This window comes from Pseudomonas vranovensis (assembly GCF_040438935.1).
GTDB lineage: Bacteria > Pseudomonadota > Gammaproteobacteria > Pseudomonadales > Pseudomonadaceae > Aquipseudomonas > Aquipseudomonas vranovensis.
Map to the genome: position 1 here is coordinate 1,568,420 of NZ_CP159259.1, position 25,523 is coordinate 1,593,942.

Consider the following 25,523-nt stretch of genomic DNA (forward strand, 5'->3'; position numbering starts at 1 on the left):
GAGCTTCAGATGTCCGCACGCCCCGACACTGCTGTCACGCAGATTGCCTTTGCCGACTTGCAGGCCTTGTTGCACCGCATTTTTGTTCATAACGGCACCCGTGATGCGGTAGCCGCCAGCCTTGCCTACAATTGCGCCAGCGCCCAGCGCGACGGCGCTCACAGTCATGGCGTGTTCCGTATTCCCGGTTATGTGTCGACCTTGGCCAGCGGCTGGGTCGATGGCCAGGCGGTGCCGGTGGTGGATGATGTGGCCAGTGGTTTCGTGCGCGTCGATGCCGGCGGCGGGTTCGCCCAGCCAGCCCTGGCGGCAGCCCGCGAGCTGCTGGTGAAGAAGGCCCGCAGTGCCGGGATCGCCGTGCTGGCTATCCACAACTCGCATCATTTCGCTGCGCTCTGGCCCGATGTCGAGCCGTTTGCCGAAGAGGGGCTGGTGGCCTTGAGCGTGGTCAACAGCATGACCTGCGTGGTGCCCCACGGTGCCCGCCAGCCACTGTTCGGCACCAATCCGATTGCCTTTGCCGCGCCGTGTGCCGAGAGCGACCCTATCGTGTTCGACATGGCCACCAGCGCCATGGCCCATGGTGATGTTCAGATCGCTGCGCGCAAGGGTGAGATGCTGCCCGATGGCATCGGTGTAGACAGCGAGGGCCAGCCGACTCGCGATCCGCGCAAGATTCTCGACGGCGGCGCATTGCTGCCTTTTGGCGGGCACAAGGGCTCGGCACTGTCGATGATGGTCGAGCTGTTGGCTGCGGCGTTGACCGGTGGCAACTTCTCGTTCGAGTTCGACTGGTCACAGCACCCTGGGGCGAAAACCCCCTGGACCGGCCAATTGATCATTGTCATTGATCCGGCCAAGGCTGAAGGCAATCACTTTGCCGAGCGCAGCCGGCAGTTGGTGGAGCAGATGCACGCGGTGGGGTTGAGTCGTATGCCGGGCGAGCGGCGTTTTCGCGAGCGCGAGGTCTCCGACCAGGAGGGCGTGAGCCTGACGGTGCAGGAGCTTGAGCAATTGCAGGCGATGGCGCAGGCATGAAGATGAACCCCATCGTCGACGGTTGACGATGGGGTTTGTGGCTACAGACCTTTAGGGCTCCAGTTATTGGTATAGCTTTGCGCGTCGGTCAACGGCGCGCGGTAATGGTTGCAGTAGCCGTTGTCATCGGTGGAGGCGGCAAAGCCTGAAGCATTCTCGATGACTTCATAGTTGCTGACGCCTTTCCACGTCACGATCCAGGGGATGCGCACCCGGCAGTTGAAGTCCTGTCGGTTGGACGGTAACGAGTCCAGCGTTGTGCAGACCTGTTGCAAGGTCGTCAGATCCATGAACATCACGGTGTTGGGGTATTCATGGCCGAACTCTTCGGCCCTTGCCTGCAACACAATACCCGCGCGGTGGACCACGCTCTCACGGTTGTTGGTGATGGGCTCGTTGAGAATGACCATCGCCTGCCTGGGTATTTCCAGATCACGCATGATCAGTTCGTTGTACAGGTCGTCAGGCTGGCGCTGGCCAAGGATCCGGACGTGTTTGACCAAAAAATCCGATGTGCATTTACACATGATGGTGTCCTCGCGGCAGCCCTTGCGGGCTGCTTTTTTATTGAGTGATCAGCACGCAGCTCAACGCTGAAGGTCCTGGGCCGAGGTCTTGCCTGGCCATACACCGGTCATCTGGATTTCCCGGCTGCCGGTCAGCCACTGGCCCAGCGGGCTGGGCCAGCTGAAGCTGTAGTTGTCGCTGTTCATCACGCCCTTGAACTTGACCTGGGCGGTAATGTTGGTGGCATTGAGCGGGATGTTGCCGACGGTTTTCGACAGGCCGCCGCTGAGGCTGAACGACTGGTGCTGCTTGCCGGTGGGGGTGTCGTAGTCGAGGGTGATGTCGGTGATGTAGGTGCAGCCAGGCTTGTTGTTGAACAGGATCTGCAGGCCGCCCAGGCGAGTGATCCAGTTGGGGATCAACAGGTCGCCGTCGAACGACGCAAAGGTGTAGGCGATCGGGATCGGCTGGCTGGCCAAGGTGCTGGCCTTGTCGGGCCATAGGTGCTGGTCGACGCTTTTGGTCTGGTTGGTCGACACATAAGAGCCCTTGGCGTCGGCGCTGGCCAACAGGTCCTGCACGCCACCGACAGAGCCGGTGACCGAGAACGAGGAGCTGTTGTCCTGTGAGCCGACGTTCAGCCCGCTGGTGGCGTAGATGACGCTGGTGATCACGCCAAAACCTTGGGCGATGCCGTTGCTCGAGGCCATACTGACCCGGCTCGCCTGGTCTTTGAGCCACTGCAGGGTTTGCGCTTGGGTCAGGACGGTGAGGTCGGCCAGGTACGACTCCGAGGCAATGCCGAACTCCGAGGCGATGGAACCGGAGGAGGCAAAGTCCCACTTGACCTCCGTGCCTGCGGTGATCTTGGTACCGGTTTCAGGGTCGGTGGCGGAGCCATCCAGGCTGACGCTGCTCTGGGTACGCTTCACATTGCTCGACGACAGCTTCCATTGGTTGGGCGCATTGCGGGTGCTGACGGTAAGGCCCGGAGCCTGTTCCTGCACCAGGGTGAAGTCGCCATTGTCGGGGGACACAAAGCCGACACTGCCGACTTTCATTTTCTGGTCCAGGGTCCAGTTGCCCCAGTACGCGGCGCGGCCATTGCGGATCAGATCGGTAAACGAGCGGTTCCAGTTCATGGTGTGCATTCCTTTTCCATTGAGTGAGGCCGAGCAGCGACTCGCAGCGGCATTCCCTGCCGCCGACCACCGGGTTGAAAAACGTCGGCAGTTGAATGATCTGTCCGTCGATGGCGTAGGAACATTCGGCAAATGCGGTATGTAAAGAGGACCAACCGGGGAAGCCTTGACAGTGCCTTGGCAGGTCCTAGGCTTGGGTTTCAGGCGCCGGCAGGCCATCGCGCGGCAGTGAACAGTTCAAGGACAGAACATGCGATTGAGCGACCGGGAAACCGAAGTGCTGTCGTGGGTTGCGCGAGGATTGACTGATCGGGAGGTCGCCCAGCGGTTGTTCATCGCCCTGTCTACGGCGCGCAAACACCGCGAGAATGTGCACGCCAAACTCAAGGTCGGCAGGGCCAGTGCGTTGGTGGCGCGCTATCTGTGCCTGGCCTCAGCCCCGACCTTGAGGCCGGGCAACCAAGGTTGCCAACGCCGTTGTCTGCACGTGAACAGCACGTGCTTGGCTGCCTGGCCCAGGGGCTGAGCGACAAGCAGATTGCCCGTGCGCTGGGTATCAGCGACCAGACCGCGCGTACGCATCGGCGCAACATGCTCGACAAGACATCGACGGCCAATGTCTGTGCGCTGTTGTACCTTGCCTTCACCCAAGGCTGGCTGCCTTGGCCGAGTACGGCCCGCGACATGCAGGGATGCACAGATTAGTTGCACCAACGGACATGTTGCTTCGGCGCGGCTACAGGTATCCTCGGCACAGTCTTTTTCGTTTTGCCCAGACCCAAGGAGCTGCACGCTGTGTTCAAACATGTCGATGCCTATGCCGGCGACCCGATTCTGTCCCTGATGGAGACCTTCAAGGCCGACCCTCGTGCCAACAAGGTCAACCTGAGTATCGGCCTGTATTACGACGCCGCAGGCGTGGTTCCGCAGCTGGCAGCGGTTGGCGAAGCCGAGCGGCGCATGGCCGGCCAGCCTCACGAAGCCTCGCTGTACCTGCCGATGGAAGGCTTGAACAGCTATCGCCAGGCGATCCAGGCGCTGCTGTTCGGTGCTGATCATCCCGCCGTGCAGGGCGGGCGCGTTGCCACCGTGCAGACGGTCGGTGGCTCCGGTGCGCTGAAAGTCGGTGCCGACTTCCTCAAACGCTATTTCCCGGACTCCCAGGTGTGGGTCAGCAATCCAACCTGGGACAACCACCGGGCGATCTTTGAAGGTGCAGGGTTCAAGGTCAATACCTACCCGTACTTCGACCAGGGCACCCGTGGCCTGGACTTCGACGGCATGCTCGAAACCCTCAACACCCTGCCGGCCAACAGCGTCGTCTTGCTACACCCGTGCTGCCACAACCCCACTGGCGTCGACCTGAGCCAGGCGCAATGGCAACAGGTGATCGAGGTGGTCAAGGCGCGCAACCTCATTCCATTCCTGGATATCGCCTACCAGGGCTTCGGCGAAGGCCTGGCCGAAGATGCCTATGCCATTCGCGAAGTGGCCCGTGCCGGTGTGCCGTGCCTGGTCAGCAACTCGTTCTCGAAGATCTTCTCGCTGTATGGCGAGCGGGTAGGGGGCTTGTCGGTGGTGTGTGACGATGCCGATACCGCGCAGAGCGTGCTGGGCCAGCTCAAGGCCACCGTACGCCGCAACTACTCCAGCCCGCCCAACTTCGGCGCGCAACTGGTTGCGGCCGTACTGGGCGACGCCGTGCTCAATGCCCAGTGGGCGGCCGAAGTGGAACAGATGCGCCTGCGCATCCTGGAAATGCGCCAGGGCTTGGTAGATGCCCTGGCCGTGCTGCTGCCGGGCCAGGACTTCAGCTTCTTCCTGAGCCAGCGCGGGATGTTCAGCTACACCGGCTTGAGCGTCGAGCAGGTGCGTCGCCTGCGTGACGAGTTCGGTGTGTACCTGATCGACAGCGGCCGAGTGTGCATGTCGGGCCTGCGTCCGGACAATCTGCAGCAAGTAGCCGAGGCGATTGCTGCGGTTCAATGATCCCTGTGGGTGGGAGCTGCGGTGCGACGTCTCGACTTGCCCCGCGATGAGTTCGGTTCAGCCAATACACCTGTATCGTCTGGGCTGGCCCATCGCGGGGCAAGCCCGCTCCCACATTTGCTTTTGTAGTTGTAAAAGGTGCAACCGCTCCTCGGTCAAGACTTTGCAAGTGCAACCAATGGGCGCACAATCGCGCCCTTCTTTGTATGGTTGAGCAGTGGTGAGGCCTCTGGCTCGCTGCTCTCAGCCCTGTTGCAGTTTGCGAGTGGAGTTGCACCCGGATGAACGAGCAGGCCCAAAGCGTTGAACAACGCTTCGAATCGACCCCCGTTGCCCTCGGCAACTGGTCCCGTCAGGACACCACCTGGATGCTGGGCCTTTTCGGCACAGCCATCGGCGCCGGAACCCTGTTCCTGCCGATCAACGCCGGGCTCGGTGGCTTCTGGCCCTTATTGATTCTGGCCCTGTTGGCCTTCCCCATGACCTACTACGCTCACCGCGGCCTGACCCGCTTCGTGCTCTCCGGGCGCGAGGGGGCCGACATCACCGACGTTGTCGAAGAGCACTTCGGCATCAAGGCGGGCGCCCTGATCACCTTGCTGTACTTCTTCGCCATCTTTCCGATCCTGCTGATCTACAGCGTGGCGCTGACCAACACCGTGGGCAGCTTCATGGAGCACCAGTTGCACATCGAGCCGCCACCGCGCGCGGTGCTGTCGTTCGTGCTGATCCTGGGCCTGTTGGCCATCGTTCGCTGTGGCGAGCAGGCCACCGTCAAGGTCATGAGCCTGCTGGTCTATCCGTTTATCGTCGCCCTGGCCTTTCTGGCGGTGTTCCTGATTCCGCACTGGAGCGGCGGGATCCTTACCACCGCTACCGAATTGCCGTCGGGTTCGGCCTTCCTGCACACGTTGTGGCTGGCCATTCCGGTGATGGTATTCTCGTTCAACCATTCGCCGATCATCTCGGCCTTTGCCGTCGACCAGAAACGCCGCTATGGCGTGCACGCCGATGAGCGCAGCGGCCAGATCCTGTGCCGTGCCCATCTGCTGATGGTGGCGATGGTGATGTTCTTCGTGTTCAGTTGCGTCCTGACGTTGACGCCCGGCCAACTGGCCGAAGCCAAGGCGCAGAACCTGTCGATTCTGTCGTACCTTGCCAACCATTTCAGCAACCCGACCATCGCCTTTGCCGCGCCATTGATTGCGTTCATTGCCATTGCCAAGTCGTTCCTGGGCCATTACATCGGTGCCAGCGAAGGCCTCAAGGGGTTGATCGTCAAGGCCGGCAAGCGCCCAGGTGCCAAGGCTCTGGACCGCATGACTGCAGCATTCATGCTGGTGATCTGTTGGATAGTCGCCACCCTCAACCCGAGCATCCTGGGCATGATCGAGACCCTGGGTGGCCCAGTGATCGCGGCGATCCTGTTCCTGATGCCGATGTACGCCATCCGCAAGGTGCCGGCCATGCGCAAGTACAGCGGGCAGATGTCCAACGTCTTTGTGGTTGCCGTAGGCCTGGTGGCGATCTCTGCGCTGGTGTACTCGCTGCTCAGCTGATGATGAAGTGGCCCTCCGGAAGCAGGATTGTCTGCTTTCGGATGACTGGTTTGTCCACAAAAATTGTCTGGCAATGCAACAATTTAACTTTCCCCCATAGGTGCCCGGGCACTTTCATGATTAACTCTGGTCCTTTACTCACCCCCGCATAAGGACTCAGCTCATGGCTCAAGTGACTCTCAAAGGCAACCCGGTACAGGTCAAAGGCGATCTGCCTAAAGTCGGCGCCCAGGCTCCAGCGTTTTCCCTGGTTGGTGCTGGCCTGGCTGACGTGACCCTGGCAAGCCTTGCCGGCAAGCGCAAAGTGCTGAACATCTTCCCAAGCGTCGACACCCCAACCTGCGCTACCTCGGTTCGCACCTTCAACAAGAAGGCCGCTGAACTGAACAACACCGTGGTGCTGTGCATCTCGGCCGACCTGCCATTCGCCCAGGCGCGCTTCTGCGGCGCTGAAGGCCTGGAAAACGTCCAGAACCTGTCCACCCTGCGTGGCCGCGAGTTCATCGAGAACTACGGCGTTGCCATCGCCGATGGCCCGCTGGCCGGCCTGACTGCCCGCGCCGTGGTGGTCCTGGATGAGAACGACAAGGTGCTGCACGCTGAGCTGGTGGGCGAAATTGCTGAAGAGCCGAACTACGATGCAGCATTGGCTGTACTGAAGTAAGGCCGATCGCGGGGCAAGCCTGCGAAGCTGCCAAATTGTAAGAGTTGTTGCGGCCTGGACCTTGTCCAGGCCGTTTTTATTTAAACTTCATCGTCTTACCAACGTAAGCCAAGGTAAATTGCCGGTAAAGGCGCTTTGCTTATCTGCCCGCAGTGCTTATCGTTCAGCCTCCTCAAAAGAATTCCTATCCGCACAATGGTCGATCACCCGATGCTTTCTCGTTCCCGTTCCTCTCGTCGCTGGCTTGTCGGCCTGCTGATCCTGCTGCTGGTCGCCGGCCTGTGCTGGTGGCTGTGGCCGTCGCCAGCCGCCCACAAGGCAGCCGGTGCGCCGGGAGGCAAGGGCGGGCGGCCCGGGTTTGGCGCCTTTGGCGGGCCGGTGCCGGTGCGTGTGGAGCCGGCAACCGTGGGCGACTTCCCGGTGTACCTCAAGGCCCTGGGCACGGTGACGGCGACCAATACCGTCAATGTGCGCAGCCGGGTGGGCGGCGAACTGGTCAAGGTCAACTTCCAGGAAGGGCAGAAGGTCAAGAGCGGCGACCTGCTCGCCGAGATCGACCCGCGCAGCTACCAGAACGCCCTGCAACAAGCCGAAGGCACCCTGGCGCAGAACCAGGCGCAGCTGAAAAACGCCCAGATCGACCTGGAGCGTTACAAGGGCTTGTATACCGAAGACAGTATCGCCAAGCAGACGCTCGACACCCAGGTTGCACTGGTCGGCCAGTACCAGGGCACGATCAAGACCAACCAGGCGGCCGTCGGCGACGCCAAGCTGAACCTGGACTTCACCCGCATTCGCGCACCGATCACCGGGCGCCTGGGTCTGCGCCAGCTCGATGTCGGCAACCTGGTGGCGGCCAATGACACCACCGCCCTGGTGGTGATCACCCAAACCCAGCCGATCACCGTCGCGTTCACATTGCCCGAATCTGAACTCAACACCGTGCTGGCGCGCTACCGCAGCGGCGCCAAGCTGCCGGTGGAAGCCTGGGACCGTGGCGACACCCGGCAGCAAGCGCTCGGCGTGCTGCGCAGCCTCGACAACCAGATCGACACCACCACTGGCACCCTGAAGTTCAAGGCCTATTTCGAGAACCAGGACGAAGCGCTGTTCCCCAACCAGTTCGTCAACGTGCGCCTGCTGGCCGACACCCTCAAAGATGTAGTGCTGGCGCCCTCGGCGGCGATCCAGTTCGGCACCGATGGCTCGTTCGTGTATGTGCTGGAAGGGGAGAACAAGGTACGTATTCGTCCGCTCAAGCTGGGTGCCAGCGATGGCGACCATACGGTGATCCTCGAAGGCCTGGCCAAGGGTGAGCGGGTAGTGCTCGAAGGCACTGACCGTCTGCGCGACGGCAGCGATGTTGAAGTGGTCAACGACAGCGCCGAAGTACCGGTGACCCCTGGCCAGCACCTGCAGGGCCAGGACAAGAAGGACGCCGCCATCACCCCGGGCACCCAGGGCAAGGCTGGCGCATGAACCTCTCGCGGCTGTTCATCCTGCGCCCGGTGGCGACCACCCTGAGCATGCTGGCCATCGTGCTGGCCGGCCTGATCGCCTACAAACTGCTGCCGGTAGCGGCATTGCCCCAGGTCGATTACCCCACCATCCGGGTCATGACCCTCTACCCAGGTGCGAGCCCCCAGGTGATGACCAGTGCGGTCACCGCGCCCCTGGAGCGCCAGTTCGGGCAAATGCCCGGGCTCACCCAGATGGCCTCCACCAGTTCTGGCGGCGCCTCGGTGCTGACCCTGCGCTTCAGCCTGGACATGAACATGGACGTGGCCGAGCAGCAGGTGCAGGCAGCCATCAACGCTGCCACCAACCTGCTGCCTACCGACCTGCCGGCGCCCCCGGTGTACAACAAGGTCAACCCGGCCGACACGCCAGTGCTGACCCTGGCCATTTCTTCCCAGACCATGCCGCTGCCCAAGCTCAATGACCTGGTCGATACCCGGGTGGCGCAGAAAATCGCCCAGATCGGCGGTGTCGGCATGGTCAGCATCGCCGGCGGCCAGCGCCAGGCGGTACGGATCAAGGTCAACCCCGATGCCTTGGCCTCGGCGGGCCTGAACCTGGCCGATGTGCGCACCCTGATCGGCGCTTCCAACGTCAACCAGCCCAAGGGCAACTTCGACGGCCCCACCCGGGTGTCGATGCTCGATGCCAACGACCAGCTGCGTTCTCCCGAGGAATACGCCAACCTGATCCTGGCCTACAACAACGGCGCACCCCTGCGCCTCAAGGATGTTGCCGAGATCGTCGACGGCGCCGAGAACGAGCGTCTCGCGGCCTGGGCCAACCAGAACCAGGCGGTGCTGCTGAACATCCAGCGCCAGCCGGGGGCCAACGTTATCGAGGTGGTCGACCGGATCAAGGCCATGCTGCCGTCGATCACCGACAACCTGCCGGCGGGCCTGGATGTCACCGTGCTCACCGACCGTACCCAGACCATCCGCGCCTCGGTCAAGGACGTCCAGCACGAGTTGCTGATCGCCATTGCCCTGGTGGTCATGGTGACGTTTGTGTTCCTGCGCCGTTTCAGCGCCACCATCATTCCCTCGGTGGCAGTACCGCTGTCGCTGATCGGCACCTTCGCCGTCATGCACCTGGCCGGGTTCTCGATCAACAACCTGACGCTGATGGCCCTGACAATCGCCACCGGTTTTGTCGTGGACGATGCCATCGTCATGCTGGAGAACATCTCGCGGCATATCGAGGAGGGCGAGACGCCGATGCAGGCCGCGCTCAAGGGCGCCCGGCAGATCGGCTTCACCCTGATCTCGCTGACCTTCTCGCTGATCGCGGTGCTGATCCCGTTGCTGTTCATGGCCGATGTGGTCGGGCGGCTGTTCCGTGAGTTTGCCATCACCCTGGCGGTGGCCATCCTGATTTCACTGGTAGTTTCGCTGACCCTGACGCCGATGATGTGCGCGCGTTTGCTCAAGCGCGAGCCCAAGCCTGAAGAGCAGAGCCGGTTCTACCGTGCCAGCGGAGCCTGGGTCGACTGGATGATCGACTACTACGGCCGCGGCCTTACCTGGGTGCTCAGGCATCAGCCGCTGACTTTGCTGGTGGCGGTGGCCACCCTGGGCCTGACTGTGCTGTTGTACCTGGTGGTGCCCAAGGGCTTCTTCCCGGTGCAGGACACCGGCGTCATCCAGGGCATTTCCGAAGCGCCGCAGTCGGTGTCGTTCGCGGCCATGAGCCAGCGCCAGCAAGCGCTGAGTGCGATCATCCTGCAGGACCCGGCAGTGCAGAGCCTGTCGTCCTACATCGGTGTCGATGGCGACAATGCCACGCTCAACAGCGGCCGTTTGCTGATCAACCTCAAGCCCCATGGCGAGCGTGACCTCACGGCGGCCCAGGTGATTGCCCGCCTGCAGCCGGAGGTCGACAAGCTGATCGGCATTCGCCTGTTCATGCAGCCGGTGCAAGACCTGAGCATCGAAGACCGGGTCAGCCGCACCCAGTACCAATTCAGCCTGTCGTCGCCTGATGCCGAGTTGCTGGCGCAGTGGAGCGGCAAGCTGGTCGATGCCCTGCAGCAGCGTCCGGAACTCACTGACGTAGCCAGCGACCTGCAGGACAAGGGCCTGCAGGTATTCCTGGTGATCGACCGTGACGCTGCCAGCCGTCTGGGCATCAATGTCGCCGACATCACCAACGCGCTGTACGACGCCTTTGGTCAGCGGCAGATCTCGACCATCTATACCCAGGCCAGCCAGTACCGCGTGGTGCTGCAGGCAGAAGCGGCGTCCACACTGGGGCCGCAGGTACTGGAGCAGATCCACGTCAAGGCCACGGATGGCGGCCAGGTACGGCTGTCGAGCCTGGCGCGCATCGAGCAACGCCAGGCACAACTGGCCATTGCCCATATCGGCCAGTTCCCGGCGGTGATGATGTCGTTCAACCTCGGCGAGGGCGTGGCCCTGGGCGAGGCAGTCAAGGTGATCGAGCAGGTGCAGCAGGAGATCGGCATGCCGGTCGGCGTGCAGACTCGCTTCCAGGGCGCTGCCGAAGCCTTCCAGGCCTCGCTGTCGAGCACCTTGCTGCTGATTCTGGCAGCGGTGGTGACCATGTACATCGTGCTGGGTGTGCTCTACGAGAGCTACATCCATCCGGTCACCATTCTCTCGACCCTGCCATCGGCCGCCGTGGGTGCCTTGCTGGCGTTGATCCTGACCGGTAACGATCTGGGTATGATCGCCATCATCGGCATCATTCTATTGATCGGCATCGTCAAGAAGAACGCGATCATGATGATCGACTTCGCCCTGGAAGCCGAACGCAACCAGGGCGTGGACCCGCAGACGGCAATCTACCAGGCGGCACTGTTGCGTTTCCGGCCGATCCTGATGACCACCCTGGCGGCGCTGTTCGGCGCCATCCCGTTGATGCTCGCCACCGGTTCCGGCGCCGAGCTGCGTCAGCCGCTTGGTTTGGTGATGGTGGGTGGATTGCTGGTGAGCCAGGTGCTGACGCTCTTCACTACGCCGGTCATCTACCTGTACTTCGACCGCCTGTCCCGTCGCTGGCGCCGTCAGCCTGACACCGTGGTGCAGGCCCAGCCATGAACCTGTCCGCACCTTTCATCCGCCGGCCGGTAGCCACCATGCTGCTGAGCCTGGCGATCATGTTGCTGGGCGGTGTCAGCTTTGGCCTGCTGCCAGTGGCGCCGCTGCCGCAGATCGAGTTTCCGGTGATCGTGGTCCAGGCCAACCTGCCCGGTGCCAGTCCTGAGGTCATGGCCTCGACGGTGGCGACCCCGCTGGAGCGCTCCATGGGCGCGATTTCCGGGGTCACGACGCTGACCAGCAGTTCCAGCCAAGGTTCGACCCGGGTCATCCTGGGGTTTGACCAGGGCCGTGATGTCGATGCGGCGGCCCGCGAGGTGCAGGCAGCGATCAACGCCTCGCGCAACTTGCTGCCCAGCGGCATGCGCAGCATGCCCACCTACAAGAAATTCAACCCGTCCCAGGCACCGATCATGGTGCTGGCACTGACTTCCAGCGTGCTGCAAAAGGGCCAGCTCTATGACCTGGCCTCGACCATCCTGTCCCAGAGCCTGTCGCAGGTGCCTGGGGTAGGGGAGGTGCAGATCGGCGGTAGCTCCCTGCCTGCAGTGCGCATCGAGCTCGAGCCGCAGTTGCTCAACCAGTACGGCGTGGCCCTGGACGACGTGCGCCAGACCATCGCCAACGCCAACCAGCGCCTGGCCCAAGGGCTTTATCGAAGACGGCCAGCGCAACTGGCAGGTACAAGCCAACGATCAGTTGGAAAAGGCCAAGGACTATGAGCCCCTGGTAATTCGCTACCAGGACGGCGCAGTGCTGCGCCTGAGCCATGTGGCCAAGGTCAGCGATGCGGTGGAGAACCGCTACAACAGTGGCTTTTTCAACGATCAGCAAGCGGTATTGCTGGTGATCAACCGTCAGACCGGCGCCAACATCATCGAGACGGTGAACAAGATCAAGGAGCAGCTGCCGGCTCTTGAGTCGCTAATGCCGGCCAGCGTCAAGCTGGACGTGGCCATGGATCGCTCCCCAGTGATCACTGCGACCCTCAAGGAAGCCGAGCACACCCTGATCATCGCTGTGGTGCTGGTGGTGCTGGTGGTGTTCCTGTTCCTGGGCAACCTGCGTGCTTCGCTTATCCCGACCCTGGCGGTACCGGTTTCGCTGGTGGGCACCTTTGCAGTGATGTACCTGTGTGGTTTTTCGCTGAACAACTTATCGCTGATGGCATTGATCCTTGCCACGGGACTGGTGGTCGACGATGCCATCGTGGTGCTGGAGAACATCTCCAGGCATATCGATGAAGGTGTGGAACCGATGCGCGCCGCCTACCTTGGGGCCAAGGAAGTCGGCTTCACGTTGCTGTCGATGAACCTCTCGCTGGTGGTGGTGTTCGTCTCGATCCTGTTCATGGGTGGCATTGTCGGGTCGTTGTTCCGCGAGTTTTCCATCACCCTGGCAGCGGCAATCATCGTTTCGCTGGTAGTCTCCCTGACCTTGACGCCGATGCTCTGTGCCCGCTGGCTCAAAGCCCACCCCGAGGGTGAGCAGACCCGCCTGCAGCGTTGGAGCGAGCAACTCAACCAGCGCATGATGGCAAGCTACGCTCGGAGCCTGGACTGGGTCTTGCGCCACCGACGCCTGACGCTGTTGAGCCTGCTGGTGACCATCGCGGTCAACATCGCCCTGTATGTGGTGGTGCCCAAGACCTTCCTGCCGCAGCAGGACACCGGCCAGTTGATGGGCTTTGTGCGTGGCGATGACGGCCTGTCGTTCCAGGTGATGCAGCCGAAGATGGAAATCTATCGGCGCGCCTTGCTCAAGGACCCTGCGGTGCAGAGCGTGGCAGGTTTTATCGGCGGCAACAGCGGCACCAACAACGCCATGGTGCTGGTGCGTCTGAAACCGATCAGCGAGCGCAAGGAGTCGGCGCAGAAGATCATCGAGCGGCTACGCAAAGAGATGCCCAAGGTGCCGGGAGGGCGGTTGTTCCTGATGGCCGACCAGGACCTGCAGTTTGGCGGCGGTCGCGACCAGAGCACCTCGCAGTTCCTCTATACCCTGCAAAGCAGCGAGCTGTCAGCCCTGCGTGAGTGGTACCCGAAAGTGGTCGCCGCGTTCAAGGCATTGCCTGAGCTGACCGCCATCGATGCCCGCGAAGGCGGCGGCACCGAGCAGATCACTCTGGTGGTCGACCGTGAGCAGGCCAAGCGCCTGGGCATCGACATGAGCATGGTGACCTCGGTGCTCAACAATGCCTACAGCCAGCGACAGATCTCGACCATCTACGACAGCCTGAACCAGTACCAGGTGGTGATGGAGGTCAATCCCAAGTACGCCCAGGACCCTCGCACCCTGGAGCAGGTCCAGGTCATCACCGCAGAGGGTGCCCGGGTACCGCTGTCAACCTTTGCCCACTACGAGAACAGCCTGGCCGATGACCGTGTCAGCCATGAAGGCCAGTTTGCCTCCGAGAACATCAACTTCGATGTTGCCGAGGGCTACAGTCAGGACCAGGCCATGGCTGCGGTCGAGCGGGCCGTGGCCAAGGTCGGCTTGCCCGAGGACGTGATCGCCAAGGTGGGCGGTACAGGCGATGCCTTTGCCAAGAGCCAGGAAGGGCAACCGTGGATGATCCTCGGAGCCTTGCTCGCGGTGTACCTGGTGCTCGGCATTCTGTATGAGAGTTACATCCACCCGCTGACCATTCTCTCGACCCTGCCATCGGCCGGGGTCGGGGCTTTGCTCACCCTGTACGTGGTGGGCAGCGAGTTCAGTCTGATTTCGCTGCTCGGGCTGTTCCTGCTCATCGGTGTGGTAAAGAAAAACGCGATCATGATGATCGACCTTGCCTTGCAACTGGAGCGTCACGATCAACTGAGCCCGGAGGAATCGATCCGCCGAGCCTGCCTGCTGCGTCTGCGGCCGATCCTGATGACCACCCTGGCCGCGATCCTCGGCGCCTTGCCGTTGTTGCTCAGCCATGCCGAGGGCTCCGAGATGCGTCAGCCGCTGGGTCTGACCATCATTGGCGGGCTGGTTTTCAGCCAGGTCCTTACGCTTTACACCACCCCTGTGGTCTACCTCTATCTGGACCGCCTGCGCCATCGTTTCAATCACTGGCGTGGCGTGCGCACCGACGCTGCTTTGGAAACCCCGCTATGACCCGACGTCCGACCCTTTCCAACCGCACGCTGCAGCTGCTCGGCGCCCGGGGTTCACGCTTGCTGGCCTCCAGCCTGTGCCTGGCCATGCTCAGCGCCTGTACCCTGAGTCCGGACTACCATCGGCCCGAGAGTCCCACGCCAGTGCAGTTCAAGCACGCTGCCGGCTGGACCCAGGCCAATCCGTCGGACGCCCTGGCGCGTGGCGCCTGGTGGGAGCTGTATGGCGATGCACGGCTCAATGGCCTGGTTGACGAGCTCAATGCCAGCAACCAGACCGTCGCCCAGTACGAGGCCCAGTACCGTCAGGCCCAGGCCCTGGTGCGCAGTGCCCGTGGCGCACTGTTTCCAAGCCTTGACCTGAACGCCGGCAAGAACCGTTCAAGCCAGGGGACTGGCAGCTCCAGCTCAAGCCTGAGCAACAACAGCAGTGGTATTCGCAACACCTACAGCACCACCCTCGGTGTGAGCTGGGAAGCCGACCTCTGGGGCAAGCTGCGCGACAGCCTGGCGGCCAATGAAGCCAGTGCCGAGGCGAGCCTTGCCGACATGGCGGCGATTCGCCTGAGCCTGCAGTCGGAACTGGTGCAGAACTACCTGCAGTTGCGGGTCATGGACGAACAGAAGCGCCTGCTCGAAGCCACCGTCCTGGCCTACCAGCGCTCACTGACCATGACCGAAAACCAGTACCGTGCCGGTGTCTCCGGCAAGGACGCGGTAGCCCAGGCGCAAACCCAGCTCAAGACCACCCAGGCCGACCTGGTCGACCTGGTGTGGCAGCGTGCCCAGCTGGAAAACGCCATCGCGGTACTGCTGGGCAAGGCGCCGGCGGGCTTTGCCCTGGCCGACAGCCAGGACATCCCGGCACTGCCGCAGGTGCCGCTGGCGCTGCCATCGCAATTGCTGGAACGCCGTCCTGACATCGCCTCGGCCGAGCGCAAAGTCATGTCGGCCAACGCCAGCATCGGTGTCGTCCGGGCCGCCTACTTCCCCGACCTGACCCTGAGCATGAGTGGCGGCTACAGCAGTAGCAGCTTCAACGACTGGATCAGCCTGCCGAACCGCTTCTGGTCGGTTGGCCCGCAACTGGCCATGACCCTGTTCGACGGCGGCCAGCGGTCAGCCGAGGTCGACCGCAGTGAAGCGGTCTATGACCAGACCGTGGCCCAGTACCGCCAGGCCGTGCTCGACGGCTTCAAGGAAGTGGAAAACTACCTGGTGCAACTCAAGGTCTACGAAGACGAAGCCCGCATTCGCAGCGAAGCCCTGGACTCGGCGCGCGAGTCGTTGCGCCTGACCAATAACCAGTACAAGGCTGGCCTGATTGCCTACCTGGACGTGGTCAATGTACAGACCACTGCACTGAGCAACGAGCGTAGTGTGCTGAACTTGTTGCAAGGGCGTCTGGTGGCGAGTGTGCAGTTGATTGCCGCACTGGGTGGAGGATGGGACGCGCAGGCAGCGTTTGCCGAGGCGCCTTGAGGGTTACCGGTCGACAATCTTCCCGTTGACGCGAATGACGGGCTTGCGCTTTTCCGCAAAGCCGCAGAGCTCGTCGATAGCGCGGGGGAAGGTGGTGTAGGGCACGTTGTACTGAATGAGTTCGGTCAGGTATTCCGGAAAGACATCCCAGATCAGCCAGAGCAACCGAAGCGGAACCATGATGGGGGCCCACAACTTGCCTCGTGTGCTGGTCAAGCTGCTGCGAAACGAGTGCCGCCATTCATGAAATCGGCGAAAGGTAGTTTGTCGGCGAGACAGACGAGGCTGGAGGGGGGGGGAGGCTCAGGTAAATCCTGCGGCCCATTTGAGAGCAAGCCTTCTTCGGCCGCCAGGCGGGCCAGGATCTGCAGGTCGGTTTCGCCGGCCTGCACGCAGTACTCACGGGGCGAGTAGGTGGCGGTGGTGATGAGCTTGCGGTCGAAGATGCGGTGCTGGCCGAGCACCTTGTCGATGATCTGCGGCACGCTCAGGGCCTGGAAAATGCGCCAGTCGGAGCACAAGGCCAGGCGTGCCAGGGTGGGCTCGACCAGCACCTGGTAGCGGGTGCGGCGAAAGCCGCTGGTGCCGACGGTGAGGCGGCTGACCAGGCCTCGCCCTGCCAGAGGGTGAAGCGCGCGGGGTTGTCGAGCAGGCCGGCGAACGCGATGTCGGGGTCATGGCTGGAGAGCGTGAGGGCAAGCCTGAAGGGTTGGGACAGGCCTTCTTCGAGGTCGAAGTCGATGACCTCGAACTGTGCCTCGCTGGCCAGGGGCTGGAAGGTAAAGCGCAGGTCTGACTGGCGCGGCAGGGAAGTCCTTGTCCTGTAGGGGGCAAGGGCATGAACCTTATAGGCTGCGTCGAGGTAAGTCGTTCCCGGAAGGTCCTAAGTTGGCGTGGGAAATTTCGCTTCTTTGTTTTATGCGCCACCTGCGAGGATAGGCGTTTGCGATTACCCGAAACCAACAGGAGCACAGCTATGGTCACCTGCTATCTACGTTACGTCCTGGACCCTTACAAACTGGCCGAGTTCGAACACTACGGCACACTCTGGATCCCGTTGGTAGAGCGCTTCGGCGGTCAGCACCACGGCTACTTCCTGCCCAGCGAAGGCGCCAACAACATTGCCTTGGCGATGTTCACCTTTCCAGGCCTCGCCGAGTACGAGCGTTACCGCCAGGACTCGATGAACGACCCTGAATGCATCGCCGCGTTCCAGTACGCAGAGGACACCCGGTGCATCCTCAGCTATGAACGTTCGTTCTTCCGGCCGGTATTTGGCAAGAAATGAGCCCCGCCCGCCGCTGACGTTCGTCGGCGGCCTTTCGTTGAGGGGCGCCCAGGCGCCTCTCGTCGGCTTTAATCAAGTAATTTCCCACTCACTGGGAATCCAGTTTCATCCTCTGGGAAAACTCTGTGCACCATGTTCGCAAGGAGCACACATGAACTACACCACCCCGACTGATCGCCTGCTGCAGATTCTCGTCGCCCTCGGCCAGGCCAACGAAGCCGTGTCGGCCAAGGAGTTGAGCCTGCAGCTGCAGCAACCGCTGAGCAGTACCTATCGGCATCTGAAAACGTTGTTGCGGTGGGGGCTGGCCGAGGACAACGGCCACGGCCGTTACCTGCCGGGGCCTGCCTGTTTGCAGCTGGCGAAGAAGTTCGATCGCGAAGCGCTGCTGGTATCGCTTGCCAAGCCCGAGCTCAAGCGCCTGGCCGAGCTCAGCCAGGAGAGCGTGGCCTTGATGGTGCCCAGCAATGGCCAGGCCATTTGTATCGAGTTGATCGACAGCGTGCAGCCACTGCGCTGCTGCTATCAGAAAGGCTTGGCCCAACCACTGCTGGTCGGCGCCTCGGCGCGAGTGCTGCTGGCGCATATGGAGCCCGAGCGTTGCCAGGCGATTCTTCAGGCGCTTGGCGTGGATGCCGACGGCTATGAGGTCTATCGCCAGAGCTTCATCCCCATTCGTGCCCAGGGCTACGCCGTCAGCCTGGGTGAAATCGACGATGGTATCTGGGGTGTCAGCGCCCCGGTCCTCGACAGCCGCGACCGCCTGCACGGCGCAATCAGCCTGATGGCGCCGGCGTTTCGCGCCGAGCACAACAGCGACCGCTTGACCCGCTGGACCCGTGAGGTCGCCCTGCGCGTCGGTGCGCGGCTGGACTGAATCAACCAGGAGTACCCGCATGACTGCAAATCTTGCCATGCCTGTCTGGCAGGGCCGTATTGATGCTGGCGAGGGATCGTCGGCACTGCGCTGGCACCAGTGGGTGCAGGCCTACAGCCGCGCACAGCCGCCCGGAACGGCGCTGGTCGGGCTGGCCTGTGACGAGGGTGTCACCCGCAATCAGGGCCGCAGTGGCGCACGCCTGGGGCCACCCGCACTGCGCAAGGCATTGGCCAATCTGGCTTGGCGTGGCCAGCGTCCGCTCTATGACAGCGGCGACGTTGTCTGCACGGGAACTGACCTTGAGGGCGCCCAGCAGGCCTATGCCAAGCGCGTCAGCCAGTTGCTCGACCAGGGCCACTTGCCCCTGGGCCTGGGTGGCGGCCACGAAATCGCCTATGCGAGCTTTCTTGGCCTGGCCCAGCACTTGCGCAGCCAGCAAGCGCAGCCGCGTATTGGCATTCTCAACTTCGATGCCCACTTCGACCTGCGTCATGCCGAGCACGGCAGCTCCGGCACGCCCTTCCGGCAGATTGCCGAGTATTGCGAAGCAGCTGGGATGGCCTTCGACTACTGCTGCCTGGGGGTGAGCGAGCTGAACAATACCCAGGCCCTGTTCGACCAGGCTGCGCGCTTGAACGTGCGCTATTGCCTGGACCGCGAGATGCAGCCCTGGAACATTGCGGCCATCGAGGCCGTTGTCGATGAATTCCTCAATGGCATCGACCACTTGTACATGACGCTGTGCCTGGATGTGCTACCGGCAAGCCAGGCCCCAGGCGTCAGCGCACCCTCGGCCCACGGCGTCGATCTGATGGTGGTCGAGCACCTGGCCCGGCGTGCCAAGGCCAGCGGCAAGTTGCGCATGGCTGATGTCGCCGAACTCAACCCAGGCCTGGACCAGGATCAACGTACCGCCCGTATCGGCGCGCGGCTACTGGCGAGCCTGGTTGACTGAGCCCAACAACCCCACTAATCCAAGTATAAAAACAAGAGTGTTTAACCATGCTGACGTTGCAACTCGATGCACTGACGACCGTTGCCCTGGCGCTCCTGCTGCTGGCGATGGGTTCACAACTGAAAAAGCACAGCTATTGGTTGCGCCAACTCTGTGTACCGGCGCCGGTGATTGGCGGCTTTGGCTTCGCCCTGGTGGTATGGCTGCTGCGTGACCAGCAGCTACTGGATATCAAACTCGATACCGCCATGCAAACACCGCTGATGGTGGCATTTTTCACCACTGTCGGTCTCGGTGGCAGCCTGGGCCTGCTGCGCCAGGGTGGCAAGATCCTGTTCATCTACCTGGGTGCCTGCTGGGGCCTGGCCCTGTTGCAGAACCTGGTGGGCGTCGGCATGGCCAAGGCGTTGGGCATTGACCCATTGCTGGGGATCATGGCCGGTGCCGTGTCGCTGGAAGGGGGCTTTGGTGCGGCCGCCGCGTTCGGGCCGATCGCCGAAAACCTTGGTACGGTCGGGGCAACCACGGCGGCGCTGGCGTCGGCCACCTTCGGCATGGTTGCCGGCGGCCTGCTGGGCAGCCCGGTGGCGCGCTATCTGATCGACCGTAAGAAGCTGGTGGTACAGGCCGACAAAGTCGACTCGCTGCAAGCCCTGGAAAAAGCCAACGAGTCGCCGAGTGTCACCCTCGATGCACCGGTGCTGCTGCGCCTGCTGACCTGCATGTTGGTGATCATGGTGCTGGGCTTCTGGATCGGCGACGCCTTGAAGGAACACCTGGGCATCGTCTTGCCGGTGTATGTCGGGGCAATGTTCGTCGCCATCATCCTGCGCAACCTCAACGATCGTGCCCGGGTGATCGAGATTCCCGACAACGCCGTCAGTACCCTGGGCGACATCAGCCTGGGCATGTTCCTGACCATGGCGATGATGAGCCTCAAGTTCTGGGAACTGGAACAACTGGGCCTGCCGTTGCTGATGATCCTGGTGGTGCAGGTAGTGATCATGGTGTTGCTGTGCATTTTCGTGCTGTTCCGCCTGTTTGGCGGCAACTACGACGCGGCGGTGCTGTGCGCGGGCTACATGGGGCATGGTCTGGGTGCCACACCGAACGCGGTGGCCAACATGGGCGCGATCTGTGATCACTACAAAGTGTTCTCCTACAAGGCCTTCATCATCGTGCCGCTGTGTGGTGCGGTGCTCATCGACATTGTGGCCTTGCCGTTGATTACCTGGTTCATCAACGCCTTCAGCTGACCGTTAAAGGCAACTGCTCCACTGCTGGCACTTTGCCTTGCCTGCTGGCATGCTCTCGCCCAATGGACGGCAGGCGAGTGCCTGCCGTTGGGGCGGTCATGGAGAGCAGGCGTTGAGTGCAGAGAAAAAGGCCCGGATGGCGCAGCTGAGTGTGCTGAGCAAATATGGCGTGCTGGCGGATTTCTCCGCGCTGCAAGAGGCTCAGTTGGACCGGGCGCTGAAGGCGGTCGTGTCGGTGAAGGCTGCGCAAGGCATGACCTTTGCCAAGTGGTGTGACCAGGTGTTGGGGCAGGGCGCGCGCGTGCCGGTAGCCAGTTTTCTGGCGACCCCGGGGCAAACCCAGTTCAGTAGCCTGACTGCCACCACTGACCTGGCCAAGAGCCTCAAGGCTCAGGACAAGCAGCATCAAATCACTGTCAAGGGCTACCAGCAGCAGATCGAGCAACTGCAGGCCGAACTGCAGGCTTTGCGAGACGAGCAGTCCAAAACTGCAGCCGCAGCCGAGCAGGCATGGTCACGCGATCTGCCAGCACAACTCAGTTACTGGTACCTCGATACCTGTGCGCACCTGCACGAAATCCTCTGGGACATCAACGAAGTCGAAGGGGCTATTTTCGAGCAGCAGGGGCAGTTCAACCGCGATTATCGCCGGCGTATCGGCGAGATTATCGGCCAGGCGCTGTCTCACCTGGATGCATTGGGCTTCACGCTCGATGTGCAGTTGCAGGAGATAACGGACAAGGCAGACAAATCGCTGCCGCCCATCGAGCTGTACCACAGCCGGTCTGGCGAAGACGACGGCCATGGCCAGCAGCGATTCGATTTCGTGGTACACGGCGTGCAGGCCGACGTCATCGAGGCTGCGGGTAACTTTCTGCACCCTGGGCGGGCACAACGGGAAATTGAAAAGCACAGACGCTTCAGCTGCCAGGTCGACGTTGCCATCAGCCGGGGGCACGCCCTGGATGAGGATGATGTGTTCCACCTCTCGTGTTACATGCACAAACTGTTCGAGGCCATGGCCCGTGCCGGTGACAAGCGACCGCGCGGGAGCCTGCGCGAGAAGGTGATTCTGTGCCTGCTGCTCTCAAGGACTGCACCCTGTACCACCGCAAGGTACGCTCGAGCGGGAGCGCTGCCTCGTCTGCAAGACATCTACTACCGGGGTATCACCCCGCGCGAGGCCCGCAAGCCGGGCGCGGCATCGGATGTATCGTCAGGGAAAATCGTCGAGCACCTGTTGCACCTGATGCACATTCAGGGCGGGTCGTAATTCAGACACCACGAGATAGCCAGGCTGCACTGGCCTTGTCGCCGGGCAAGCCAGCTCTCGCAAGAGCGGGCTCGGCCGGCGACAAGGCCATAGCTTCAGATCTGGTTGATCTCGCGGTCCTTGGTTTCAGGCAGGAAGAAGGTGCCGAGGATGGCCGTCATTACCGCGATGACGATGGGGTACCACAGCCCGTAATAGATATCCCCGGTGGCCGCCACCATGGCAAACGCCACCGTCGGCAGGAAACCGCCGAACCAGCCATTGCCGATGTGGTAGGGCAGAGACATCGAGGTGTAGCGGATGCGGGTCGGGAACAGCTCGACCAGCCACGCGGCGATCGGGCCATACACCATGGTCACGTAGATCACCAGGATGGTCAGCAGCAACAGCACCATCGGGTAGTTGGTCTTGGCCGGGTCGGCTTTCTCCGGGTAGCCTGCATTTTTGAGTGCAGTGCCCAGGGTTACGGCGAAGGCATCGTTCTGGGCCTTGAAGTCGGCAGCCGGCATCCCGGTCCCCTCGAAGCTCTGCACCACGTTCTCGCCGATACGGATCTGCGCCACCGCGCCCGGTTCTGCTTTCTGGTTCTCGTAAGGGATGGCCCGCTTGGCCAGCACGCTCTTGGCCAAGTCGCAGGAACTGGTGAATTTGGCCTTGCCTACCGGGTCGAATTGGAACGAGCACTGGTTGGGATCGGCAATCACCGTGACCGGGTTCTTCTCCTGGGCGGTGAACACATCCGGATTACCGTACTGGGTCAGCGCATGGAAGATCGGAAAGTAGGTGAGAGCGGCGAGGACGCAGCCGGCCATGATGATGCCCTTGCGGCCGATACGGTCGGACAGGCTACCGAACAGGATGAAGAACGGCGTGCCGATCAACAGCGAGCCGGCTATCAGCAGGTTGGCGGTCTGTGGGTCGATCTTGAGCATCTGCAGCAGAAAGAACAGTGCGTAGAACTGGCCGGTATACCAGACCACCGCCTGGCCGGCAGTGCCGCCAAGCAGGGCCATGATGACTATCTTGAGGTTGTCCCAGCGGGCAAAGGACTCGGTCAACGGTGCCTTGGAGGCCTTGCCTTCGGCCTTCATCTTCTGGAACACCGGCGACTCGCTCAGTTGCAGGCGGATGTACACCGATACGATCAGCAGCAGGATCGACAGCAGGAACGGGATCCGCCAGCCCCAGGCCTCGAAGGCTTCGGTGCCGAGGATTGTCCGGCACGCCAGGATCACCAGCAGTGACAGAAACAGCCCCAGGGTCGCGGTGGTCTGAATCCACGAAGTGAAGTAGCCACGCTTGCCTTGTGGCGCATGCTCGGCCACATAAGTCGCCGCCCCGCCGTACTCGCCACCCAGCGCCAGGCCCTGCAGCAGCCGCAGGGTGATCAGGATGATCGGCGCCGCCACGCCAATGGTGGCGTAGCTGGGTAGCAGACCGACAATCGCGGTGGACACGCCCATGATCACAATGGTGATCAGGAAGGTGTACTTGCGCCCGATCATGTCGCCCAGGCGGCCGAACACTATGGCACCGAATGGGCGTACGGCAAAGCCCGCGGCAAAAGCCAACAGGGCAAAGATGAAAGAGGTGGTTTCGTTGACACCGGCGAAAAAGTGTTTGGCGATGATCGCGGCGAGGGAGCCGTAGAGGTAGAAGTCATACCACTCGAATACGGTCCCCAGGGAGGAGGCAAAAATGACCTTGCGCTCCTCCCGGGTGATCCCGCGTTTGGGTGCGCTGCCTGAGGTTGTGTTGTCGATTGCCGCCATTAGTGTTCTCCGTCTTGTTCTTGTAGGCCGGAGCACCTCATCGATATTGCCGCACCCAGGCCCTGGGGCTGATGTCTTGGACTACCGATTGCGCAAATATTGAACACATGCTGAAGCATAATCAGGTTTGCGTAGATATCCACTCGGGTGTGTCGACTGCTCACAGGCGGTAGATCGCGGGATTGCCCTGCGCTGGATTTGTCGATTTCCCTTCCACCCGTTCGACCAGATACATCCCTCCAGCCCGAGCACTCGATCATGACCACCCCACAATCGGGTTACGCCCCCGTAAACGGCTTGCACCTCTATTACGAGATTCACGGCGAGCACCAGGCTGACCAACCACCGTTGATACTGCTGCATGGCGGTGGCGACACCATCGAGACCTCCTTCGCCCAGCTCCTCCCGGCGCTGGCGGCCGAGCGCCAGGTCATCGCCTTTGAACAGCAGGGCTACGGCCATACCGCCGACATCGTTGAGCGGGCCTTCAGCTTCGTGCAGTCAGCTGATGATACGGCGGGACTGTTGGCCCATCTGGGTATCGGGCAGGCAGACCTGTTTGGCTTCAGCAATGGCGGCACCATTGCCGCCCTGGTGGCGATCAGGCACCCCCGGAGAGTGCGCAAGCTGATGCTGGCTTCGGCGTTGGTCAGCCGCGCTGGCGCCTACACCTGGCTATGGGAACTGATCGATTCCGCCAGCCTCCAGACCATGCCCGAGGCGTTGCAGCAGGCTTACCTGGCGGTGGCACCAGAGCCTGGGCACCTGCAACTGATGCACGACAAGGCGGTGCGACGGATGCGCGAGTTCCAGGACATTGCCCCAGAAGTGATTGGCGGTATCACCGCGCCGACCCTGATCGTGGTGGGAGATTCGGATGTGGTACGGCCAGAGCATGCGGTGGAGCTGTTCAGGCTGCTGCCGCAGGCGCAGTTGGTGGTGCTGCCAGGCACCGATCACCTGCAGGTGACAGCCCGGACCGAGTGGTTGGTGCCGATGATCGGGGCGTTTTTGCAGGAGTGGCCGACGAATCAGCCGGTAGTCCCGGCTGCCGACCAGACCGCTAGCTCATAGCCATCCGGATCGATGAAGTGAAAGCGTTGCCCGCCCGGGAACGCGAACGTCTCGCGGCTGATGGTGGCGCCGGCGGCCTTTAGCCTTAGCTGGGTCTGCTCCAGGTCATCGGCGTAGAGGATTACCAGCGGACCGCCCGGTCGCACGGGCTCGCCAGTGGTGAGCCCGCCGGAAAGTCGACCGTCGCTGAACTCGGTGTAAGTCGGGCCGTAGTCAACGAAACTCCAGCCGAACGCACTGCCGTAGAAGGCTTTGCTGCGGGCGATGTCGCTGACATTGAATTCGATATTGTCGATCTGACGGTCTTTTCCCTGTGCACTCATGGGTGCCTCCTTGCGCGTGATGTAGTAGCGGGGCTCGATCCGACGGTTATACCGCATCGCGGGGCAAGCCCGCGCCTACACAAGCTGCAGCCAGGGCCAGCGGGATTGGTAGCTCCTGGCCTTTTGCGCGAACAGGTCCGGTTGCGGGTTCCTGGGGTTGATCCGCAACCATCCGTGCGACACATCCTCCAGGCCATAAGGGGCATAGACTTCGCCTGTGTCCGGGTCCAGTGCAATGCAAGTCCCGGCAATCAGGTAGCGGTCAACTCCGTCCCTGGCCGACTGCAGCTGCGGATAAGACCGGCCAAAGCGCTCGCCATACCACAGGTGTACGCGTGCCTGATTGCGTACCTCGATGTTCACGCCCAAGTCCTGGAACATAGGCCCGGCGCGCTGGATCACCTCATCCTCGGCTTCCCACGACAGGTCCGGGTCGAAGTAAAAGACGTCATAGTCCTTGATCCCCCAGCCGGCCGGCTGCTGTGCTTGCCGGTTCCACACTGCCTGGAACAGGCAGCCCGCGGTGAGCAGGCACTGGCTCAGACCCAGGGAGGGCAGGCGCGAGGTGACGGCAACGTTGACCGGGTTGGTCATCGCAATGCTGACCAGTTGTTCGGCAGTCAATGTCATGGGCATTCCT

General features: G+C 62.2%; 22 protein-coding genes and 1 pseudogene. 16 read left to right on the top strand and 7 right to left on the bottom strand.

The annotated features are described in order from the left end of the window. Nucleotides 1-9: 9 nt before the first annotated feature. A complete protein-coding gene (locus ABVN19_RS07370) occupies nucleotides 10-1,038 on the top strand; it encodes an Ldh family oxidoreductase (protein WP_028941994.1) in 1,029 nt (342 codons plus the stop codon). A gap of 41 nt (nucleotides 1,039-1,079) precedes the next feature. On the opposite strand, the gene ABVN19_RS07375 is transcribed toward ABVN19_RS07370, so the two are convergent. Next, a complete protein-coding gene (locus ABVN19_RS07375; protein ID WP_028941995.1) occupies nucleotides 1,080-1,565 on the bottom strand; it encodes a hypothetical protein in 486 nt (161 codons plus the stop codon). A 60-nt stretch (nucleotides 1,566-1,625) separates the two neighbouring features. After that, nucleotides 1,626-2,687: a hypothetical protein gene (locus tag ABVN19_RS07380; RefSeq protein WP_028941996.1), complete on the bottom strand. Its 1,062-nt coding sequence runs from the start codon at nucleotides 2,685-2,687 to the stop codon at nucleotides 1,626-1,628. 250 nt (nucleotides 2,688-2,937) lie between these two features. On the opposite strand from ABVN19_RS07380, the gene ABVN19_RS07385 reads away from it, so the two are divergent. The 9 genes and pseudogenes from ABVN19_RS07385 to ABVN19_RS07425 all read left to right on the top strand — a co-directional run bounded on the left by ABVN19_RS07385 (nucleotide 2,938) and on the right by ABVN19_RS07425 (nucleotide 16,062). Beyond that, complete coding sequence (locus tag ABVN19_RS07385) at nucleotides 2,938-3,213, top strand: helix-turn-helix transcriptional regulator (protein WP_084167924.1); 276 nt, start codon at nucleotides 2,938-2,940, stop codon at nucleotides 3,211-3,213. Then, entirely contained in the window at nucleotides 3,165-3,392 is a 228-nt protein-coding gene (locus ABVN19_RS07390; protein ID WP_051270405.1) for a LuxR C-terminal-related transcriptional regulator, read from the top strand. The genes ABVN19_RS07385 and ABVN19_RS07390 overlap by 49 nt, the downstream gene beginning before the upstream one ends. 90 nt (nucleotides 3,393-3,482) lie before the next feature. Further along, complete coding sequence (locus tag ABVN19_RS07395) at nucleotides 3,483-4,676, top strand: amino acid aminotransferase (RefSeq protein WP_028941997.1); 1,194 nt, start codon at nucleotides 3,483-3,485, stop codon at nucleotides 4,674-4,676. Between the two features lie 281 nt (nucleotides 4,677-4,957). Next, nucleotides 4,958-6,235: a serine/threonine transporter gene (locus ABVN19_RS07400; RefSeq protein ID WP_028941998.1), complete on the top strand. Its 1,278-nt coding sequence runs from the start codon at nucleotides 4,958-4,960 to the stop codon at nucleotides 6,233-6,235. A gap of 163 nt (nucleotides 6,236-6,398) precedes the next feature. After that, nucleotides 6,399-6,899: a thiol peroxidase gene (gene tpx / locus ABVN19_RS07405; protein WP_105642669.1), complete on the top strand. Its 501-nt coding sequence runs from the start codon at nucleotides 6,399-6,401 to the stop codon at nucleotides 6,897-6,899. 195 nt (nucleotides 6,900-7,094) lie between these two features. After that, on the top strand, nucleotides 7,095-8,378 hold the full coding sequence (locus ABVN19_RS07410; protein WP_028942000.1) for an MdtA/MuxA family multidrug efflux RND transporter periplasmic adaptor subunit: 1,284 nt from the start codon (nucleotides 7,095-7,097) through the stop codon (nucleotides 8,376-8,378). Then, complete coding sequence (locus ABVN19_RS07415) at nucleotides 8,375-11,476, top strand: MdtB/MuxB family multidrug efflux RND transporter permease subunit (RefSeq protein WP_028942001.1); 3,102 nt, start codon at nucleotides 8,375-8,377, stop codon at nucleotides 11,474-11,476. The genes ABVN19_RS07410 and ABVN19_RS07415 overlap by 4 nt, the downstream gene beginning before the upstream one ends. Continuing rightward, a pseudogene (locus ABVN19_RS07420) lies at nucleotides 11,473-14,581 on the top strand (efflux RND transporter permease subunit). The gene ABVN19_RS07415 and the pseudogene ABVN19_RS07420 overlap by 4 nt, the downstream one beginning before the upstream one ends. After that, nucleotides 14,578-16,062, top strand: a complete 1,485-nt coding sequence (locus ABVN19_RS07425; protein WP_105642670.1) for an efflux transporter outer membrane subunit — start codon at nucleotides 14,578-14,580, stop codon at nucleotides 16,060-16,062. Before ABVN19_RS07420 ends, ABVN19_RS07425 begins: the two are co-directional and overlap by 4 nt. A gap of 3 nt (nucleotides 16,063-16,065) precedes the next feature. Here ABVN19_RS07425 and ABVN19_RS07430 read toward each other — a convergent pair whose 3' ends face one another. Both ABVN19_RS07430 and ABVN19_RS07435 read right to left on the bottom strand, forming a co-directional pair. Beyond that, nucleotides 16,066-16,242, bottom strand: coding sequence for a hypothetical protein (locus tag ABVN19_RS07430; RefSeq protein WP_158259248.1), 177 nt, complete (start codon nucleotides 16,240-16,242; stop codon nucleotides 16,066-16,068). A gap of 32 nt (nucleotides 16,243-16,274) precedes the next feature. Continuing rightward, complete coding sequence (locus ABVN19_RS07435; RefSeq protein WP_256585936.1) at nucleotides 16,275-16,616, bottom strand: contractile injection system protein, VgrG/Pvc8 family; 342 nt, start codon at nucleotides 16,614-16,616, stop codon at nucleotides 16,275-16,277. Nucleotides 16,617-17,038: 422 nt separating this feature from the next. On the opposite strand from ABVN19_RS07435, the gene ABVN19_RS07440 reads away from it, so the two are divergent. From ABVN19_RS07440 to ABVN19_RS07460, 5 genes are all read left to right on the top strand, one after another. Beyond that, the gene (locus ABVN19_RS07440) at nucleotides 17,039-17,350 is read left to right on the top strand and encodes an NIPSNAP family protein (RefSeq protein WP_028942006.1); all 312 of its coding nucleotides are present in this window, start codon (nucleotides 17,039-17,041) and stop codon (nucleotides 17,348-17,350) included. Between the two features lie 151 nt (nucleotides 17,351-17,501). Beyond that, nucleotides 17,502-18,227, top strand: a complete 726-nt coding sequence (locus tag ABVN19_RS07445) for an IclR family transcriptional regulator (protein ID WP_105642672.1) — start codon at nucleotides 17,502-17,504, stop codon at nucleotides 18,225-18,227. A 19-nt stretch (nucleotides 18,228-18,246) separates the two neighbouring features. After that, the gene (gene hutG, locus ABVN19_RS07450) at nucleotides 18,247-19,185 is read left to right on the top strand and encodes a formimidoylglutamase (RefSeq protein ID WP_105642673.1); all 939 of its coding nucleotides are present in this window, start codon (nucleotides 18,247-18,249) and stop codon (nucleotides 19,183-19,185) included. 47 nt (nucleotides 19,186-19,232) lie between these two features. Further along, a complete protein-coding gene (gene gltS / locus ABVN19_RS07455; RefSeq protein WP_028942009.1) occupies nucleotides 19,233-20,441 on the top strand; it encodes a sodium/glutamate symporter in 1,209 nt (402 codons plus the stop codon). Nucleotides 20,442-20,553: 112 nt separating this feature from the next. Beyond that, on the top strand, nucleotides 20,554-21,714 hold the full coding sequence (locus ABVN19_RS07460) for a hypothetical protein (RefSeq protein ID WP_028942010.1): 1,161 nt from the start codon (nucleotides 20,554-20,556) through the stop codon (nucleotides 21,712-21,714). 95 nt (nucleotides 21,715-21,809) lie between these two features. Here the strand turns inward: ABVN19_RS07460 and ABVN19_RS07465 are convergent, their stop codons facing one another. Beyond that, complete coding sequence (locus tag ABVN19_RS07465) at nucleotides 21,810-23,486, bottom strand: MFS transporter (RefSeq protein ID WP_028942011.1); 1,677 nt, start codon at nucleotides 23,484-23,486, stop codon at nucleotides 21,810-21,812. Nucleotides 23,487-23,744: 258 nt separating this feature from the next. Between ABVN19_RS07465 and ABVN19_RS07470 the strand changes: the two genes are divergently transcribed. Beyond that, nucleotides 23,745-24,560, top strand: coding sequence for an alpha/beta hydrolase (locus ABVN19_RS07470; protein ID WP_051270408.1), 816 nt, complete (start codon nucleotides 23,745-23,747; stop codon nucleotides 24,558-24,560). Here the strand turns inward: ABVN19_RS07470 and ABVN19_RS07475 are convergent. Next, nucleotides 24,518-24,883 carry a VOC family protein gene (locus ABVN19_RS07475; protein WP_028942012.1) on the bottom strand — a complete coding sequence of 122 codons (366 nt, stop codon included), beginning with the start codon at nucleotides 24,881-24,883 and terminating at the stop codon, nucleotides 24,518-24,520. The two genes, ABVN19_RS07470 and ABVN19_RS07475, sit on opposite strands and share 43 nt — an antisense overlap. Nucleotides 24,884-24,958: 75 nt before the next feature. Continuing rightward, a complete protein-coding gene (locus tag ABVN19_RS07480; RefSeq protein ID WP_105642674.1) occupies nucleotides 24,959-25,513 on the bottom strand; it encodes a nucleotidyltransferase family protein in 555 nt (184 codons plus the stop codon). Between the last annotated feature and the right edge of the window lie 10 nt (nucleotides 25,514-25,523).